At 47.1% G+C, this 15,673-nt stretch carries 10 protein-coding genes; 7 read left to right on the plus strand and 3 right to left on the minus strand.

Features of this window, described 5'->3' with window-relative positions; translation table 11 throughout:
- Positions 1 to 128: 128 nt before the first annotated feature.
- Together KN811_RS14175 and KN811_RS14180 are read right to left on the minus strand one after the other, a co-directional pair.
- Positions 129 to 863, minus strand: coding sequence for an SDR family NAD(P)-dependent oxidoreductase (locus tag KN811_RS14175; RefSeq protein WP_187966536.1), 735 nt, complete (start codon positions 861 to 863; stop codon positions 129 to 131).
- Between the two features lie 379 nt (positions 864 to 1,242).
- Positions 1,243 to 2,277 carry a LacI family DNA-binding transcriptional regulator gene (locus KN811_RS14180; RefSeq protein WP_187966537.1) on the minus strand — a complete coding sequence of 345 codons (1,035 nt, stop codon included), beginning with the start codon at positions 2,275 to 2,277 and terminating at the stop codon, positions 1,243 to 1,245.
- Positions 2,278 to 2,775: 498 nt separating this feature from the next.
- Between KN811_RS14180 and KN811_RS14185 the strand changes: the two genes are divergently transcribed.
- The 3 genes from KN811_RS14185 to KN811_RS14195 all read left to right on the plus strand — a co-directional run bounded on the left by KN811_RS14185 (position 2,776) and on the right by KN811_RS14195 (position 7,389).
- Positions 2,776 to 4,260, plus strand: coding sequence for a xylulokinase (locus KN811_RS14185; RefSeq protein WP_187966538.1), 1,485 nt, complete (start codon positions 2,776 to 2,778; stop codon positions 4,258 to 4,260).
- A gap of 118 nt (positions 4,261 to 4,378) precedes the next feature.
- Complete coding sequence (xylA, locus tag KN811_RS14190; protein WP_187966539.1) at positions 4,379 to 5,704, plus strand: xylose isomerase; 1,326 nt, start codon at positions 4,379 to 4,381, stop codon at positions 5,702 to 5,704.
- A 62-nt stretch (positions 5,705 to 5,766) separates the two neighbouring features.
- On the plus strand, positions 5,767 to 7,389 hold the full coding sequence (locus KN811_RS14195; protein ID WP_187966540.1) for a sodium:solute symporter: 1,623 nt from the start codon (positions 5,767 to 5,769) through the stop codon (positions 7,387 to 7,389).
- A gap of 116 nt (positions 7,390 to 7,505) precedes the next feature.
- Here the strand turns inward: KN811_RS14195 and KN811_RS14200 are convergent, their stop codons facing one another.
- Positions 7,506 to 8,249, minus strand: a complete 744-nt coding sequence (locus tag KN811_RS14200; RefSeq protein ID WP_187966541.1) for a peptidylprolyl isomerase — start codon at positions 8,247 to 8,249, stop codon at positions 7,506 to 7,508.
- Between the two features lie 76 nt (positions 8,250 to 8,325).
- Between KN811_RS14200 and KN811_RS14205 the strand changes: the two genes are divergently transcribed.
- The 4 genes from KN811_RS14205 (at position 8,326) to KN811_RS14220 (ending at position 15,652) form a co-directional block, all read left to right on the plus strand.
- A complete protein-coding gene (locus KN811_RS14205) occupies positions 8,326 to 8,889 on the plus strand; it encodes an NUDIX hydrolase (RefSeq protein WP_345725294.1) in 564 nt (187 codons plus the stop codon).
- A gap of 94 nt (positions 8,890 to 8,983) precedes the next feature.
- Positions 8,984 to 9,805, plus strand: coding sequence for a lysophospholipid acyltransferase family protein (locus KN811_RS14210; RefSeq protein WP_187966543.1), 822 nt, complete (start codon positions 8,984 to 8,986; stop codon positions 9,803 to 9,805).
- A gap of 112 nt (positions 9,806 to 9,917) precedes the next feature.
- The gene (locus KN811_RS14215) at positions 9,918 to 12,698 is read left to right on the plus strand and encodes an alpha/beta hydrolase family protein (RefSeq protein WP_216334862.1); all 2,781 of its coding nucleotides are present in this window, start codon (positions 9,918 to 9,920) and stop codon (positions 12,696 to 12,698) included.
- A 395-nt stretch (positions 12,699 to 13,093) separates the two neighbouring features.
- On the plus strand, positions 13,094 to 15,652 hold the full coding sequence (locus tag KN811_RS14220; RefSeq protein ID WP_187964700.1) for an adenosylcobalamin-dependent ribonucleoside-diphosphate reductase: 2,559 nt from the start codon (positions 13,094 to 13,096) through the stop codon (positions 15,650 to 15,652).
- Positions 15,653 to 15,673 lie beyond the last annotated feature (21 nt).

Here is a 15,673-nt window from a genome sequence, read left to right on the forward strand (position 1 = left end):
GTGGTTTATTGTTTAAAGTTTAAGGTTTCATTTTAAGTGTTTTTATCTTGCCCACTAACACTCCCCTGTATCCCCCCTCAAGGGGGGAGCCTCCTTTTTTAATTTTTATCCCATTAATAAGTACACCCCTAAAACCCGATACTGTTCCCTCCATCTACCGGAAGTATGGTCCCTGTGGTAAATTTGGATTCCGAAGTAGCGTAATAAAAGACTGCATCGGCAATATCTGCGGGCTCTCCGAGTTTACCCATCGGTGTCCGTCCGAGTACTTTGTTTTTGCGTTCAGGGTCGTTGTCCAGTGCTTTAGAGGACATTTTGGTTTTTATAAAGCCGGGTGCTACACAGTTTACCCGGACACCGTATTGGGCCAGTTCAACAGCCATGGCCCGGGTCATGCCCTCTATGGCGGTTTTGCTGGCAGAGTAGGCGATCACCTTGGGGATCCCGTATTGCGAAGTCATGGAACTGATATTGACGATACTGCCGCCACCGTGTGCTTTCATGACCTTCACCACTTCCCGGCTCACAGCAAATACGCTGAATACATTAGTGTGAATAATAGACTGGAATTCCTCGTCAGTAACCTCCAGGAATTCCTTTTTCATATTAATCCCGGCATTGTTGACCAGGATATCTATGGGAGACTCTTTGGCAATTCCCTCGATAAGCGAAGGAATACCTTCCAGGTTATTGAGGTCGAAGATCACCGGTACGGCCAGGCCCCCGATCTCATTGCAGGCATCCTCGGTTTTTTCCTGGTTCCTTCCTATGATATATGTCCTGATCCCGTTGTCGCATAATTTTTTTGCCGTGGCATAGCCCAACCCCGAGTTTCCCCCGGTAACGATAGCCGTTTTACTCATGTTTTAATGATTTTTTAGGTTCAATAAATATCCACCTGGTTCCGGACTAAATAATTTGAACAACAGGTTGTAGTCCGGTATCCGAAGGGGATAAGGAATGTAAAATAAGCGAAAAAAAGTCCATTTTCAAAATATTTTATGCAATCGGTTGCATGTTTTTGGACTAATGCCCTGATCCTAACAATTTAACTGTTTTTGTATAAGGATACAACAAGGGGAAAGCACGCTTTCAGGGTTTAAAGTCACAGGGTATCGTCTCAACTTCCCGGTTCCCGAGCAACAATTTCAGCCAGTATACTCCAATTCTCCCAGTCTCTCCATTTCCTTTCTTCAATCCCATTCCATCTTTTCTATCTCCTGTCAATCCGCTAATTCCGGGCTATATCCCCTTCCTGTTCGAGGAATCCCGTATAAGCAGTTCGGTGGGGAGCACGGTAATTTCAGAAACGGCATGGTCCTGATCTTCCCTGGCATGTTGCAGGATGCGCTGTGCACAGATCTGTCCCATTTTTATAGCAGGGTGGGTAATAGTTGACAGCCCGGGTTCCACAATAGATGCTATCGGGTCGTCATTAAAACCGATGACGGCGAGTTCTTCGGGGATCTTCACCCCCCGTTTTTTGGCATGGAGAATAGCACTTACAGCTGTGGTATCGTTGGCAGAGAAAATACCGTCCGGTGGCCCGGGAAGGTCCAGTAATTTACGGGTGGCCTTTTCGCCTTCTTCGAAACTCAGGCTTTTGAAACGGATAATGAGGTCGTTGTCTACCGGGATGTTATAATCTTTAAGAGCATCAATATAGCCCTTTTTCCGTTCGCGATATACGTTGCGGTGCTGCGCCCCGGCAAAGTGGGCTATGCGACTGCACCCCTGCTCAATAAGGTGTTGGGTGGCCTTGTACCCGGCTGCATAATTATCGATGATCACCTTGTGTATATTCAACTCGTCGGGGACGCGGTCCACAAACACAATGGGAATCCCCTGGTCCATAAACTGCTTCAGGTGGTCCACCTTCCGGGTTTCCATGGACAGGGATACGATAAGGCCGCTGATCCTGCTGTTATAAAGTGTCTGTGCATTGACCACCTCGTTCTCGTATTTGTCGTTAGACTGGCTGATGATAACATTGTAGCCCGACTTCCTTGCATGTTCCTCAATACCGCTTATCAGGGAAGAGATAAACGGCCGGTTGATACGCGATATCATAATGCCAAGGGTCTTGCTGCGATTGTTCCTCAGGCTCGCGGCAAGCGAATTGGGATGATACCCCATTTCCTTGGCCGTTTTCTTTATGGCCCTGATCGTTTTTTTACTGATGCTTGTATGATCGTTCAGGGCACGTGAAATGGTAGAAGGGGAATATTTGAGCTTTTTGGCAATGTCGTATATGGTGATTTCCTTTTTTGCTTTCATCTTTGTCATTATTAGCTGTGGTGTCAACCGGTACCTGGGTGGGATTTGCAGAGAAGGAGAAAAGTTAAGACGGTCAAATATACGGAATTACCCGTAACTTTTAACGAAGAGCAGCAGAAAGAGGGGAGTTTAAAGCCCGTACAGTAATTAAAGGGGGATCCGGTGAAAAGACAAGTGTATTTTTTTGGTTCAGTTATTCGGTTATTGAGTTTACCGGTGTTGCCTTAATAACTCAATAATCAAAGAACATAACAGGGGCTATGGCCTTAAAATCCATCAGAACTTAATCAAAATGATTTTTTTTTAATTAATTTTCCGGGAAAATGTATTTTTGATTCGCAACCGGTTGCAGTTGTTATTTTATGCTGTAAAATTTGTTGGATCAAAAGATATAGTTATTTTTACCATATCTTATAGTTTTTTGTACTATAAGATAGTCTCTTTTGAAAACTCAAAAACAGTTTCTTTAATAATACGATAAACAGAAGTCATAAAAACATGTACTGGATAGGATATGATGTAGGGAGTTCATCTGTAAAAGTTTCCCTTGTCGAGGCCGGGAGCGGCAAAGTACTCGGAATAACGCAACAGCCCGAAAAGGAAATGCCCATAACTTCCCTGAAACCGGGCTGGGCCGAGCAGGATCCGGAGATGTGGTGGGATAACCTGTGCAGGGCCACAGCAAAACTGGTGAAACAGACCCATACCGATCCGAAGAAAATAAAGGGAATAGGAATATCCTATCAAATGCACGGGCTGGTCCTGGTAGATAGCGAACACAGGGTGCTCCGCGATTCCATAATATGGTGCGACAGCAGGGCCGTGGAAGCAGGTGCCGGACTTTTGCAGAAAACAGGAGAGGATAAATGCCTGGAACGGCTGCTCAATATCCCGGGGAATTTTACGCTGTCCAAACTGAAATGGGTAAAAGACAACGAACCGGAAATCTATGAAAAAGTATATAAATTCCTGCTCCCCGGAGATTATATAGCACTGAAACTTACCGGGAAATGCACCACCACCCCATCGGGACTGTCCGAAGGTATCATCTGGGACTTTAAGGACGATAAGCCCGCGGTCTGGTTGCTGGAAGAAGCCGGGATAGATACTTCCTTGCTTCCCGATATCGTACCTGCCTTTTCCGAACAGGGAGCACTCACCGCGGAAGCTGCGGAAGAACTGGGATTAAAAAAAGGAACGCCCTTGCTTTACAGGGCGGGAGACCAGCCCAACAATGCCTTGTCCCTGAATGTGTTTGGTCCCGGGGAAATTGCGGCTACCGGGGGAACTTCGGGAGTGGTCTATGCTGTGAGCAATGTTACCAGTACCACAGAAGGGGCACGGATCAATAATTTTGCCCACGTCAACCATAAGCCCGGAGCACCGCGTATCGGCAAGCTGTTAAATATCAACGGCGCCGGAATACTGTATCGCTGGATGAAAGAACAGGTGGGTGGAGGGGAGCTTTCCTATGATGAAATGAACCGGATGGCAGCGACTGTTCCCGTAGGTGCATCCGGACTTTGTATATTGCCTTTCGGCAATGGCGCAGAAAGGATGTTGGGCAATAAGAACATGGGAGCCGGGATATTTAACCTCAATTTCAACATTCACCGGGAAGAACATCTGTATCGTGCCGCCCTGGAAAGTATAGCCTTTTCTTTTGTGTATGGTATAGGAATCCTGGAAAATGACGGAGTGGAACTGACCACCATCAAGGCCGGAGGGGACAACCTTTTCCGGTCCGAACTCTTTTCCCGTACCATAGCCACACTCACAGGCAGGGAGATCGCTGTTGTAAACACTACCGGAGCGGTAGGCGCTGCACGTGCCGCCGGTTACAGCTACGGTGATTTCGAGATCTTTGGAAGTACTTTTTCCGGGGACGAATATATCACTACATATACCCCTCTGGAAGAGAAAAAGGCTTATCAGGATGCTTATGCCTCCTGGAAGGAAGAACTGGTAAAAACACAGAAATAAATAGTGTCAGAAGCCGGAGGTCAGAAGTCCGGAGTGAGAGGGGGGGTATTTTCAGGCCCCGATAAAATTTAAGAGTATAACCCCAAATAAGACTGGGAACTAATAAACAATAAACACAATGATCACATTAGGAGAAAAAGAGTATTTCAAAGGAATAGGAAAAATAAAATTCGAAGGCCCGTCGTCCCGGAATCCGCTGGCATTTAAGTATTATGACGAAAATAAAGTGGTGGGAAGCAAGACCATGAAAGAACACTTTAAGTTTGCCGTGGCCTACTGGCATACTTTTACCGGAACAGGCGGCGATCCCTTTGGAATACCTACCAAGACGTTCCCCTGGCTGACCAGCAGGGATGCAGAACAACAGGCCCGGGATAAAATGGATGCTGCCTTTGAATTTATGACCAAACTGGGAACACCCTACTATTGCTTTCACGATTTCGACCTGATCGACGAAGGAAACACCCTGGCAGAATCTGAAAAAAGGTTACAGTTGATATCGGACTATGCCCTCAAAAAACAAAAGGCATCCGGTGTAAAGCTGCTCTGGGGGACGGCCAACTGCTTCAGTCACCCGAAATATATGAACGGCGCCGTGACCAATCCCGACTTTAATATACTGGCACAGGCCGCGGCACAGGTAAAGAATGCGCTGGACGTTACCATAAAGCTCGGCGGGGAGAATTATGTGTTCTGGGGAGGAAGGGAAGGATATATGTCTCTCCTGAATACCGATATGAAACGCGAACAGGACCACTTTGCCAATTTTCTGCACATGGCCAGGGACTATGCAAGAAAACAAGGGTTTAAGGGCACTTTCTTTATCGAACCCAAACCCATGGAGCCCACCAAGCACCAGTACGATTTCGATGCGGCTACCGTACTGGGCTTCCTCACCAAATACGATCTCCTGGACGACTTTAAACTGAACATCGAAGTCAACCATGCTACGCTGGCACAACATACTTTCGAGCACGAATTACAGGTAGCGGCAGACAACGACCTGCTGGGGAGCATTGACGCCAACAGAGGCGATTACCAGAACGGTTGGGATACCGATCAGTTCCCCGTAGACGTATTTGAACTGACCCAGGCCATGCTTGTGATCCTTCAGGCCGGCGGGTTCCAGGGAGGGGGCGTTAATTTCGATGCCAAGACCAGGCGAAATTCCACCGATCTCGAAGATATTTTCTATGCACATATCGGGGGTATGGACGCTTTTGCACGTGCGTTGGTTACCGCTCAGCATATTCTGGAAGATTCCGACTACCTGGCGTTGCGCAAAGAACGTTACAGCTCTTTCGATTCCGGAGAAGGAAAGGCATTTGCCGAAGGGAAGTCATCACTCGAAGACCTGTACAAATATGCAGAAGGGCATCAGGACATAAAATTAACCAGCGGCAGACAGGAATTCTTTGAAAACCTGATCAACCAATATATTTAAGTTGATACATTCCTGGTCTTCACTACCTGAAGTATCGGAATAACTAACCAAAAACACAGATTATGGAACAACTGGACTGGATAGTCATAGGATTGTACTTTGTCCTTCTCCTCGGCATTGCCGCCTGGGTAATGAGTAAAAAGCAAAAGGACACCCAGGATTACTTTCTGGCGGGCCGGAATGTAGGCTGGTTTGTTGTCGGGGCGTCTATTTTTGCATCGAACATAGGTTCGGAGCATCTTGTAGGATTGGCAGGAGCGGGTGCCGATAGTGGAATGCCCCTGGCACATTACGAGCTTCATGCATGGATCGTATTGCTTCTCGGATGGGTGTTCCTGCCATTTTACGCCCGGAGTGGCGTGTTTACCATGCCGGAATTCCTGGAACGCAGATACAGTCCCAAAGCCCGGTGGTTCCTGTCCATACTCTCCCTCATCGGATACATATTGACCAAGGTCTCCGTTTCCATCTACGCCGGAGGGATCGTTTTCCAGTCCCTGCTCGGCATGGATTTCTGGACGGGGGCTATTCTTACCCTGGTCATTACAGGGATATATACTGTTGTGGGAGGAATGCGCGCCGTGGTTTACACCGAGGCCCTGCAAACCTTTATTCTGATAGGAGGAGCCCTGGCAGTGACTTATATCGGGCTGGACCACGAAGCCATAGGGGGGTGGTCCGGGCTTAAAGATATTGTGGGCAGCTCGCACTTCAATATGTGGCGCCCGGCAGATGATCCGAAATATCCGTGGACCGGGATGGTGTTTGGTGGTGCCATAGTGGGGATATGGTATTGGTGTACCGACCAGTACATCGTGCAACGGGTATTGACGGCCCGGAACGTCAAGGAGGGCCGGAGGGGGGCAATCTGGGGTGGTTTTTTAAAGATACTCCCTGTTTTCCTCTTTCTGGTTCCCGGAATGGTGGCTTTCGCCCTGAGTAAACAGGGAGTACTTCAGTACAACGATGCCAACGAGGTTTTGCCGACCATGGTAAAAACCCTGCTCCCGGCCGGAATAAGAGGGCTTGTGGCTGCCGGCCTGCTGGCTGCTTTAATGAGTTCCCTGGCTTCCGTATTCAATTCGTGCTCAACCCTGTTCACTATCGATATTTATAAGAAGTTAAGACCGGCGGAAAGCGAAACGAGGCTGCTTCGCATTGGTAAAATAGCTACCGCAGTGATCGTTGTCCTCGGGTTTGCATGGATACCTGTTATGAAGAATGCTCCCGGCACCCTGTATGACTATCTGCAATCCGTACAATCGTATATAGCGCCACCCATTACCGCAGTATTCCTGCTGGGAATACTCTCCAAAAGGATCAACGCAAAAGGAGCTATGGCCACCTTGTATATCGGTTTCGGTATCGGACTTTTCCGGCTTGTTCTGGATACCATGGTAACCTTTAATCCCGGCCGTGAATTTTCTGGAATACTCGGAGACATCATAGCCATACCATTCTCTCACTTCGCTATTATCATATTTGTAATATCGCTCTGTATACTGGTGGGCGTAAGCCTTTCTTCGGCAAAGCCTTCGGCCAAACAGGTGGAAGGGCTGGCTCTGGGAACCCTTACGGATGAGCAGAAAGCAGACGTGAAAAACAGTTATTCCTGGGTAGATATTGTAACTTCAGGGCTTATTGTGGTTATTATCACCGCGATTATGCTGTATTTTACCGGGTGATCACCGGATCATTCTAATAAGGGAATATCTCGTGGAGACGCATGGGCTGGCTTCAATTTGCGGAGGTTTTGCCGCCTTGTAGAGACGCACGCCCGTGCGTCTCTATCTTATAGTTATTATTCTATGATTTCAACTTTCATTCTTACGCTTTCATGCGGCCATTCCCGTCCGTCCGTAGGTAATTCGCTGATCTTGTCTACAACATCCATGCCCTGGATAACCCGGCCGAAGGCCGTATAATTGCTGTCGAGGTGATAGGCCCCGGGGCTTTGTACCACGATAAAGAATTCGTAGGGAGAGGCCAGCTTGTGAGGATTGTCCACCTCGTCACTGCTGGGCATGGAGATCACGCCCCGGTCGTGTTTAAAGCCTTTTTTGGTGTCGGGAGGAAGAAGGTATCGCCCTATTTTATTTCGTTTTCGCGATGTTTCCCTGCTGTCGGAATTACCGCCCTGGATGATAAAATCCTTGACCACCCTGTGAAAATAGGTGTCGTTAAAATATCCCTTTTTGGTCAGATAAATAAAATTGGATCGGTGATAAGGGGTCTCCCGGAAAAGTTCAATAATGATATCGCCATATTTGGTAGATATTCTTACCTTGTTTTCCTTGTGCTTTTTGTTGTATTCGAAAAAGAAAGGGATGGCGTTGTCATCATTCAGGACAATGGTGTCCTCTACTTTGACATTTGCCGGAAGTGTGTCTTTCGAACCCATGGTGTCCTGCTTCTGCTTTTTGACCGTATCGGTTTTTATGGCCCCGTGTTCGTTATCCTGCGCAGATTTTTTAGGTTTTTCTTGGCATCCGGTTAAAAATATAAGTAGTATTATTGTAAAAAGACTCAGTTTGTAACGTAACATGAATTTTGATAAATTTTTAGAGTTAGTCCCAAAAATAAAAAATCTACCTTTACCGGGACAGGAATCCCAGTATAAAATGGCTTCCATACCGGCAAGGGAGTTGCGAAACGTTGATATGGCCGTCAAAGCTCCGAAGAAAGCCGGGGTTATGGCCCTGTTCTATCCCGATAGGCAAGATATAACACATATTGTCCTGCTCCTGCGAAAGGAATATGAAGGCGTACATTCCAATCAGGTGGGATTTCCCGGCGGGAAGGTCGAAGAGGAAGATGCTGATATTCAGGTCACCGCCCTGAGGGAAACCCACGAAGAAATAGGCATCGCATCAGAGAAGATCGAAGTGGTGCGTGCCATGACCACACTTTATATTCCACCCAGCAATTTCCTGGTACAGCCCTTTCTGGGAATAACCGGAGAGCCCCCGGTCTTCTTTCCACAGGAAGAAGAGGTGGAGCAGCTCATAGAAGTCCCTTTGGATGATGTGCTGGACGATAATCTGGTATCCAGGAAAACCATCACCACCTCATATGCGGTGAATGTCGATGTGCCGGTGTTCAATTTCAATGAACATGTGGTTTGGGGAGCTACGGCAGCCATGTTGAGTGAAGTGAAGGACTTGTTGAAAATTGCGCTGGAATAGACAAGAAGATGGGAGAGATTGAAATTGATAGGGGGGGTGTGACAGTTAAGAACCATAAACCTTTAACAAAAAACTACAAACAACAAATAACACCATGGGATTGTTCAGAAAAAATCCTTTCGGACATATTTTGTTCCTGAAAAAATGGCTGATCAGGATATTCGGTATACTTACGCACCGTAGATACCGCGGCTTTAACGAATTGCAGATAGAAGGATCGGAGATCATCAAGGAATTGCCCGAAAAAGATGTGTTGTTTGTATCCAATCATCAAACTTATTTTGCCGATGTGGTGGCCATGTTCCACGTGTTCAATGCCAGTCTCACCCATCGGGTCGATTCCATAAAGAACGTCGGTTATATCTGGAGGCCGAAGCTGAACATCTATTATGTAGCTGCAAAAGAGACCATGAGGGCGGGGCTTCTGGCCAGGATTATGTCTTATGCAGGAGCCATCACCGTAGAACGCACCTGGAGGGAAAAAGGGAAAAAGATACAGCGCGAAGTAAATCCCAATGACACCGAGAATATAGGTAGGGCCCTGGAAGATGGCTGGGTCATCACCTTTCCGCAGGGAACTACCAAACCGTGGAAACCCATAAGGAAGGGAACGGCACATATCATAAAACAATACAAACCGGTAGTGATCCCCGTGGTGATAGACGGCTTCCGGCGTTCTTTCGATAAAAAAGGGCTATGGGTAAAAAAGAAAGGTATACTGCAATCGATGGTCATTAAGGAACCGCTAAACATAGATTATGAGAATGACACCGTAGAAGAGATCGTGGAAAAGCTCGAATACGCCATTGAGCAACATCCATCCTTCCTGAAGGTCATACCCGAAGAAGACCTGAAACTGGCCGAAGCCCTGAACCAGAAACGACGATGGAGTTATAAGGATAAGAATGGGAGTTAGAATGTGCCAATGTGATAATGGAGTCCCCCTCTGCCTTTGGCATCTCCCCCCAAGGGGGAGGGGGATCCGTCCCATAAAGCTCAAAAAACTAAAAATAACTATAACCAGAAACATGAAACAAAAGTCATACCTGTTTACGTTACTATTTTTATCCGCAGGACTGTTGTCGGCACAAAAAAAGTCTCTTACCGTAGACGATTTCGACAGTTGGATGCATATCGAAAAACCGCAACTTTCCGAAAACGGGAACTATCTCGTTTATGAATACAAGCCCGGAAAAGGAGATGGTATGTTGGTTATTACCAATACAAAGACCAAAACATCTGATACCATAGCCCGGAGCACTGATGCCCGGATAAGTGGTAACAGCTCTTTTGTGGCATTCAGGATAAAACCACAGATCGCCCTTCGGAGAAAGGCCGAAACTGCAAAATGGAAAAAAGACAAACTCCCGTCCGATTCCCTCGGGATTTATGTGCTTAAAACCGGAGAGGTACAGAAATACCCGGATATGAAAGATTTCGATTTTCCTGCAGAAGGAGGGGAGTGGCTGGCCTATAAGACTGTATTGAAAACCGCTTCGGAAAAGGACAGGGAAAAGGAGAAAAAAGATACTGTCGAAACCGCTAAGAAGAAGGATAGCGATACCCTGGTGGTCGTGTTGAACCCCTTGAGAAAAGACAGTACGGTGTTTAAACATGTCAAGGCTTATACCTGGGCCAGCAAGGCCAATAAGTTGTTGTTGAGGACGGAGAAGAAAGACAGCACCACAACCCGGTCGGCCGTGGTGTATTTCGATGCGGAGGCCGGAAAAACAGATACGCTGTTCGCTAAAACGGGGACGGTGAATAAAATAGCCCTTGGGCCCGAAGGTACAAAGCTCGGTTTTTTGTTTTCAGAAGACACCACAAAGATCAAAACCTACCGCCTGTATAAAGGCACAAAAGAAACCGTTTCAGAACTTGGAAGAAAAGATATCCGGGATATCCCTGCGAAGTGGGTGCCTTCGGAAAATGGCAGGATCTACTTTTCCGAAAACGGCAAAAGAATGTTTTTCGGTACCGCTTTCCCGGAAACCGAACACCCGAAAGATACCCTGCTGAACAACGAACGCGCCACGCTCGATGTCTGGGCCTGGACAGACAAGGAACTGCAGCCCCGGCAGAAAGTGAACCTCCAGAAGGACCGGAAAAAAAACTATCTGGCCGTATACGATTTCGAAACAGGGCAGGCCTTACAGCTGGCAGACAGTACAGTCGCCGAAATAACGGTCCTCGATAAGGGTGACGGAAAGTTTGTGCTGGGGAGTGACGGCAGCAAATATCAAAGAGCCTCTTCATGGACCGGGCTGCGGATCAGAGATCTCTACAGCATTGACCTGCAAACCGGAAAAAAGACTCTCCTGGTAAAAGAACAGAACCGGATGTGGGTAGGAAGCTCCCAGAAATATGCCGTGTATTACAATCGCAAGGACAGCATTTATTATTCTGTGGACCTGCAAACCAACAAGCAGGTGGCCCTGACCAAAGAGATCGATGTCCCATTCTACAATGAAAGACATGATACACCCAGTGAACCCTGGCCCTATGGAGTTGCCGGATGGGCTAAGGACGATAAAGCGATTTATGTTTATGACCGGTATGATATCTGGAAACTCGACCCCAAAGGAGAAAACAAACCGATAAGGGTGACCAAAAACGGAAGGAAGACCAAAACCATATACCGCTACCTGCAGCTCGACTGGGATGAAAAATTCATAGACACCGAAAAAAAAGCGTTGCTGTCCTCTTTTGAAGAAGAGACCAAAAAAGCGGGATATGCCTTTGCCGACCTGAACCGGAAAAAATCGCCTGAAGTGATCATGGCCGGTGATTACAGGCTTAATTATCCCCGGAAGGCGAAAAATGGTGAGCAAGTATTTTTTACAAAGGAAACCTACAACGAATACCCGGATATCTGGGTGACCACTACCGCGATGGATTCCCCTGAAAAACTTACCGCGGCAAATCCACAGCAAAAAGACTATAAATGGGGTAGTGTGTCCCTGGTAGAATGGAAGAACTATGACGACGTTCCCCTGCAGGGATTGCTCTACAAACCGGAAAATTTCGATTCCGGAAAGGAATACCCGGTGGTGGTGTATTTCTACGAACTGAGTTCGGACGACCTTCACCAGCATTACATCCCGACCCCGAGCCGCTCCATTATCAACAAGACTTTCTATGCCAGCAATGACTACCTGGTGTTTGTGCCCGATATTGTCTATAAAGAAGGATACCCGGGACAAAGCGCTTACGACTGTATTGTAAGCGGAGTGGAAAAACTGATGGCCGACTATCCTTATGTAGATGATTCCCACATCGCCCTCCAGGGGCAGAGCTGGGGAGGCTACCAGACCGCATACCTCATTACCCGGACCGATATATTTGCTGCCGCAATGGCCGGTGCCCCGGTGAGCAATATGACCAGTGCCTACGGAGGTATCCGCTGGCAGACCGGTTTAAGCAGGATGTTCCAGTACGAACATACACAAAGCCGCATCGGCGGCCCCCTCTGGGAAAAACTCGACCTCTATATGGAAAATTCCCCCTTGTTCTATGCCGATAGGGTGAATACCCCCTTACTGATGATGCACAATGACAATGACGGGGCCGTGCCGTGGTATCAGGGTATAGAGTACTTCGTGGCCCTGCGCAGGCTGGACAAGCCTGTATGGATGCTTACATACAACGGGGAGCCCCACAACCTCAAAAACAGTAGCTGGGGCAACCGGAAAGACCTGTCCATCCGTATGATGCAGTTCTTTGATCACTACCTGAAAGGGAAGAAAGTCCCGGAATGGATGAAAAAAGGCCGCCCGGCATTGCAAAAAGAATACAATAAGGCATATTGATGCGGTCATGGCAGGTTGAGCATCTTGTCCGCCTAAAATAATGTGAACGCGATTTTAAAAGCGTTTGTGTAAAAACGTCAGTTAGGGAGAATTACCTCTTCCAAACTGACGTTTTTTTGTTTGATACGGTATTCATATAAGATGCAAAAAGGCCTTTTACAACCTTCGTTCTTCCCGTTTTTTGTGTATACATAAAAGAATTATTCTATCAGGATGTTTTTGTTTGAAAATGATGAAAATTGTCAACTTTTCAGTGTTAGTAATTTTTTAAATATCTGAAAATAAACTTTTTATGCTTATTTTCTTGTAAACTTTTTAAATTATTAATTATTTGATGTTTCTATTTTGTTTACATTTGATGTATCGTTTTACTTGAAAAATCATTGATATAGGAAATGCAGATTACAAACACTTCAAAGACAGCAAAGACGTATACGCAGGAGGAAGCGTTCCTGGCGTCTTTAAAATATTTTAAAGGGGATGATTTGGCCGCCAGGGTATGGGTTAACAAATATGCGCTGAAGGATTCCGATGGAAATATCTACGAAGGTACTCCCGACGATATGCACAGGAGGATAGCCAAAGAGATCGCGAGGGTGGAAAAGAAGTATCCCAACCCCATGTCGGAAGATGAGGTTTTCGAATTGATCAGGGACTTTAAATACATAGTGCCACAGGGAAGCCCGATGGCGGGGATAGGCAACCCCTATCAGATCGCCTCGCTTTCTAACTGTTTTGTTATTGGCAATGACGGGGTTTCCGATTCGTATGGCGGCATTATGAAAACAGACCAGGAGCAGGTGCAGCTCATGAAACGCCGCGGAGGTGTAGGGCACGACCTTTCCCATATCCGCCCCAAGGGCTCCCCGGTAAAAAATTCGGCCCTGACATCTACCGGGATCGTTCCGTTTATGGAGCGTTTTTCCAATTCTACCAGAGAGGTGGCGCAGGATGGCCGCCGCGGGGCGTTGATGCTTTCGATTTCCATAAATCATCCCGATTCAGAAGATTTTATCGATGCCAAAATGGAGCAGGGGAAGGTTACCGGGGCCAATGTGTCGGTGCGTATAGACGATGATTTTATGAGATCCGTGGCATCCGGGGACCCGTATGTACAGAAATATCCCATTCAGAGTGAAGATCCGAAATATACCCGGGAGATCGATGCGGGGAAGCTCTGGGGCAAAATTGTTCACAATGCATGGCAATCGGCAGAGCCGGGGATCCTTTTCTGGGACACCATTTCCAGGGAGTCGGTGCCGGACTGCTATGCAGACCTGGGCTATAAAACGGTATCGACCAACCCGTGCGGGGAGATCCCCTTATGTCCGTACGACTCCTGCCGCCTGTTGGCCATCAACCTGTTTTCCTATGTAAAAGATCCGTTTACGGACAAGGCCTCTTTTGACTTTGAACTTTTCAAAAAACACGTGGCCTATGCGCAGCGTATCATGGATGACATCATAGACCTGGAACTGGAAAAGATCGATGCTATCCTGGCCAAGATCGAAGCCGATCCGGAGAGCGATGAGGTGAAACATGTAGAAAAAAACCTTTGGCTGAACATCCGTAAAAAAGCACACGAAGGAAGAAGGACCGGGATCGGGATCACTGCTGAAGGCGATATGCTGGCCGGCCTGGGATATCGGTACGGAACAGAGAAGGCCAATGAGTTTTCTGTAACAGTACACAAAACCATTGCCCTGGAAGCTTACAGGGCGTCGGTCCATACCGCCAAAGAGCGCGGCCCCTTTGCTATTTTTGACGCAGAAAGGGAAAAAGACAACCCGTTTATTCTCCGGCTCAGGGAGGCCGATGAAAAGTTGTATTACGAAATGCTGGAATTCGGCCGCAGGAATATTGCATTACTGACTATTGCCCCTACCGGAACAACAAGTCTTATGACACAAACAACATCGGGTATAGAACCTGTTTTCCTTCCGGTATACAAAAGAAGAAGGAAGGTAAACCCGAACGATAAGGATGTCCGTGTGGATTTTGTGGACGAAGTGGGAGATTCCTGGGAAGAATACATGGTGTTCCACCACCGTTTCAAACAGTGGATGGAAGTCAACGGAATAGATGCGGACAAAAATTACAGTCAGACGGAATTAGATGAGCTGATTAAAAGATCGCCTTACTACAAAGCAACCTCCAACGATGTTGACTGGTTGAGCAAGGTGCATTTGCAGGGCAGTGTGCAGCAGTGGGTAGACCATTCTATCAGTGTTACCATCAACCTGCCGAATAACGTATCGGAAGAACTCGTGGGCCAATTATACCTGGAAGCCTGGAAAGCGGGGTGTAAGGGAGTTACCGTATACCGCGATGGCTCCAGGAGCGGGGTGCTGATCTCCAGCGATGAAACAAAGGGAGAAAAAGAGGAAGAAGAGAATAGGTCTTCTTTCCCGACCAAGCGTCCGCAGGTGCTAGAAACCGATGTAGTCCGCTTTCAGAACAACAAAGAGAAATGGATCGCCTTTATCGGCCTTATCGATGGAAAACCCTATGAGATATTTACCGGACTGGCCGATGATGAAGACGGGATATTGCTGCCCCGATGGGTGGAGCACGGTCGTATTATCAAAAACAGGAATGAAGATGGTACATCGCGCTATGACTTTCAATATAAAAACAAACGTGGATATAAAACCACTATCGAAGGATTGTCGCATAAGTTTAATCCGGAATTCTGGAATTATGCTAAATTGATATCCAGTACATTACGGCATGAAATGCCTATTGACCGTGTTGTGAATCTCATCAATAGCCTCCAACTGGACAACGAGTCCATCAATACGTGGAAGAACGGTGTGGCCAGGGCTTTAAAACGTTATGTTCCGGATGGTACCGAAGCCAAAGGGCAGAAGTGCAGCAATTGCAACAGTCCCGACCTGATGTACCAGGAAGGGTGTTTGACCTGTAAAAACTGCGGTTCTTCCAAATGCGGATAAACCCTGAAAAAACAGGTAAAT

The sequence above is a fragment of the Sinomicrobium weinanense genome, assembly GCF_018863395.1.
GTDB lineage: Bacteria > Bacteroidota > Bacteroidia > Flavobacteriales > Flavobacteriaceae > Sinomicrobium > Sinomicrobium weinanense.

What these genes read in the sequence shown, in the direction of transcription:
- KN811_RS14175 (WP_187966536.1), bottom strand. Translation starts at nt 863, where the DNA reads ATGAGTAAAACGGCTATCGTTACCGGGGGAAACTCGGGGTTGGGCTAT.
- KN811_RS14180 (WP_187966537.1), bottom strand. Translation starts at nt 2,277, where the DNA reads ATGAAAGCAAAAAAGGAAATCACCATATACGACATTGCCAAAAAGCTC.
- KN811_RS14185 (WP_187966538.1), top strand. Translation starts at nt 2,776, where the DNA reads ATGTACTGGATAGGATATGATGTAGGGAGTTCATCTGTAAAAGTTTCC.
- xylA (WP_187966539.1), top strand. Translation starts at nt 4,379, where the DNA reads ATGATCACATTAGGAGAAAAAGAGTATTTCAAAGGAATAGGAAAAATA.
- KN811_RS14195 (WP_187966540.1), top strand. Translation starts at nt 5,767, where the DNA reads ATGGAACAACTGGACTGGATAGTCATAGGATTGTACTTTGTCCTTCTC.
- KN811_RS14200 (WP_187966541.1), bottom strand. Translation starts at nt 8,249, where the DNA reads ATGTTACGTTACAAACTGAGTCTTTTTACAATAATACTACTTATATTT.
- KN811_RS14205 (WP_345725294.1), top strand. Translation starts at nt 8,326, where the DNA reads ATGGCTTCCATACCGGCAAGGGAGTTGCGAAACGTTGATATGGCCGTC.
- KN811_RS14210 (WP_187966543.1), top strand. Translation starts at nt 8,984, where the DNA reads ATGGGATTGTTCAGAAAAAATCCTTTCGGACATATTTTGTTCCTGAAA.
- KN811_RS14215 (WP_216334862.1), top strand. Translation starts at nt 9,918, where the DNA reads ATGAAACAAAAGTCATACCTGTTTACGTTACTATTTTTATCCGCAGGA.
- KN811_RS14220 (WP_187964700.1), top strand. Translation starts at nt 13,094, where the DNA reads ATGCAGATTACAAACACTTCAAAGACAGCAAAGACGTATACGCAGGAG.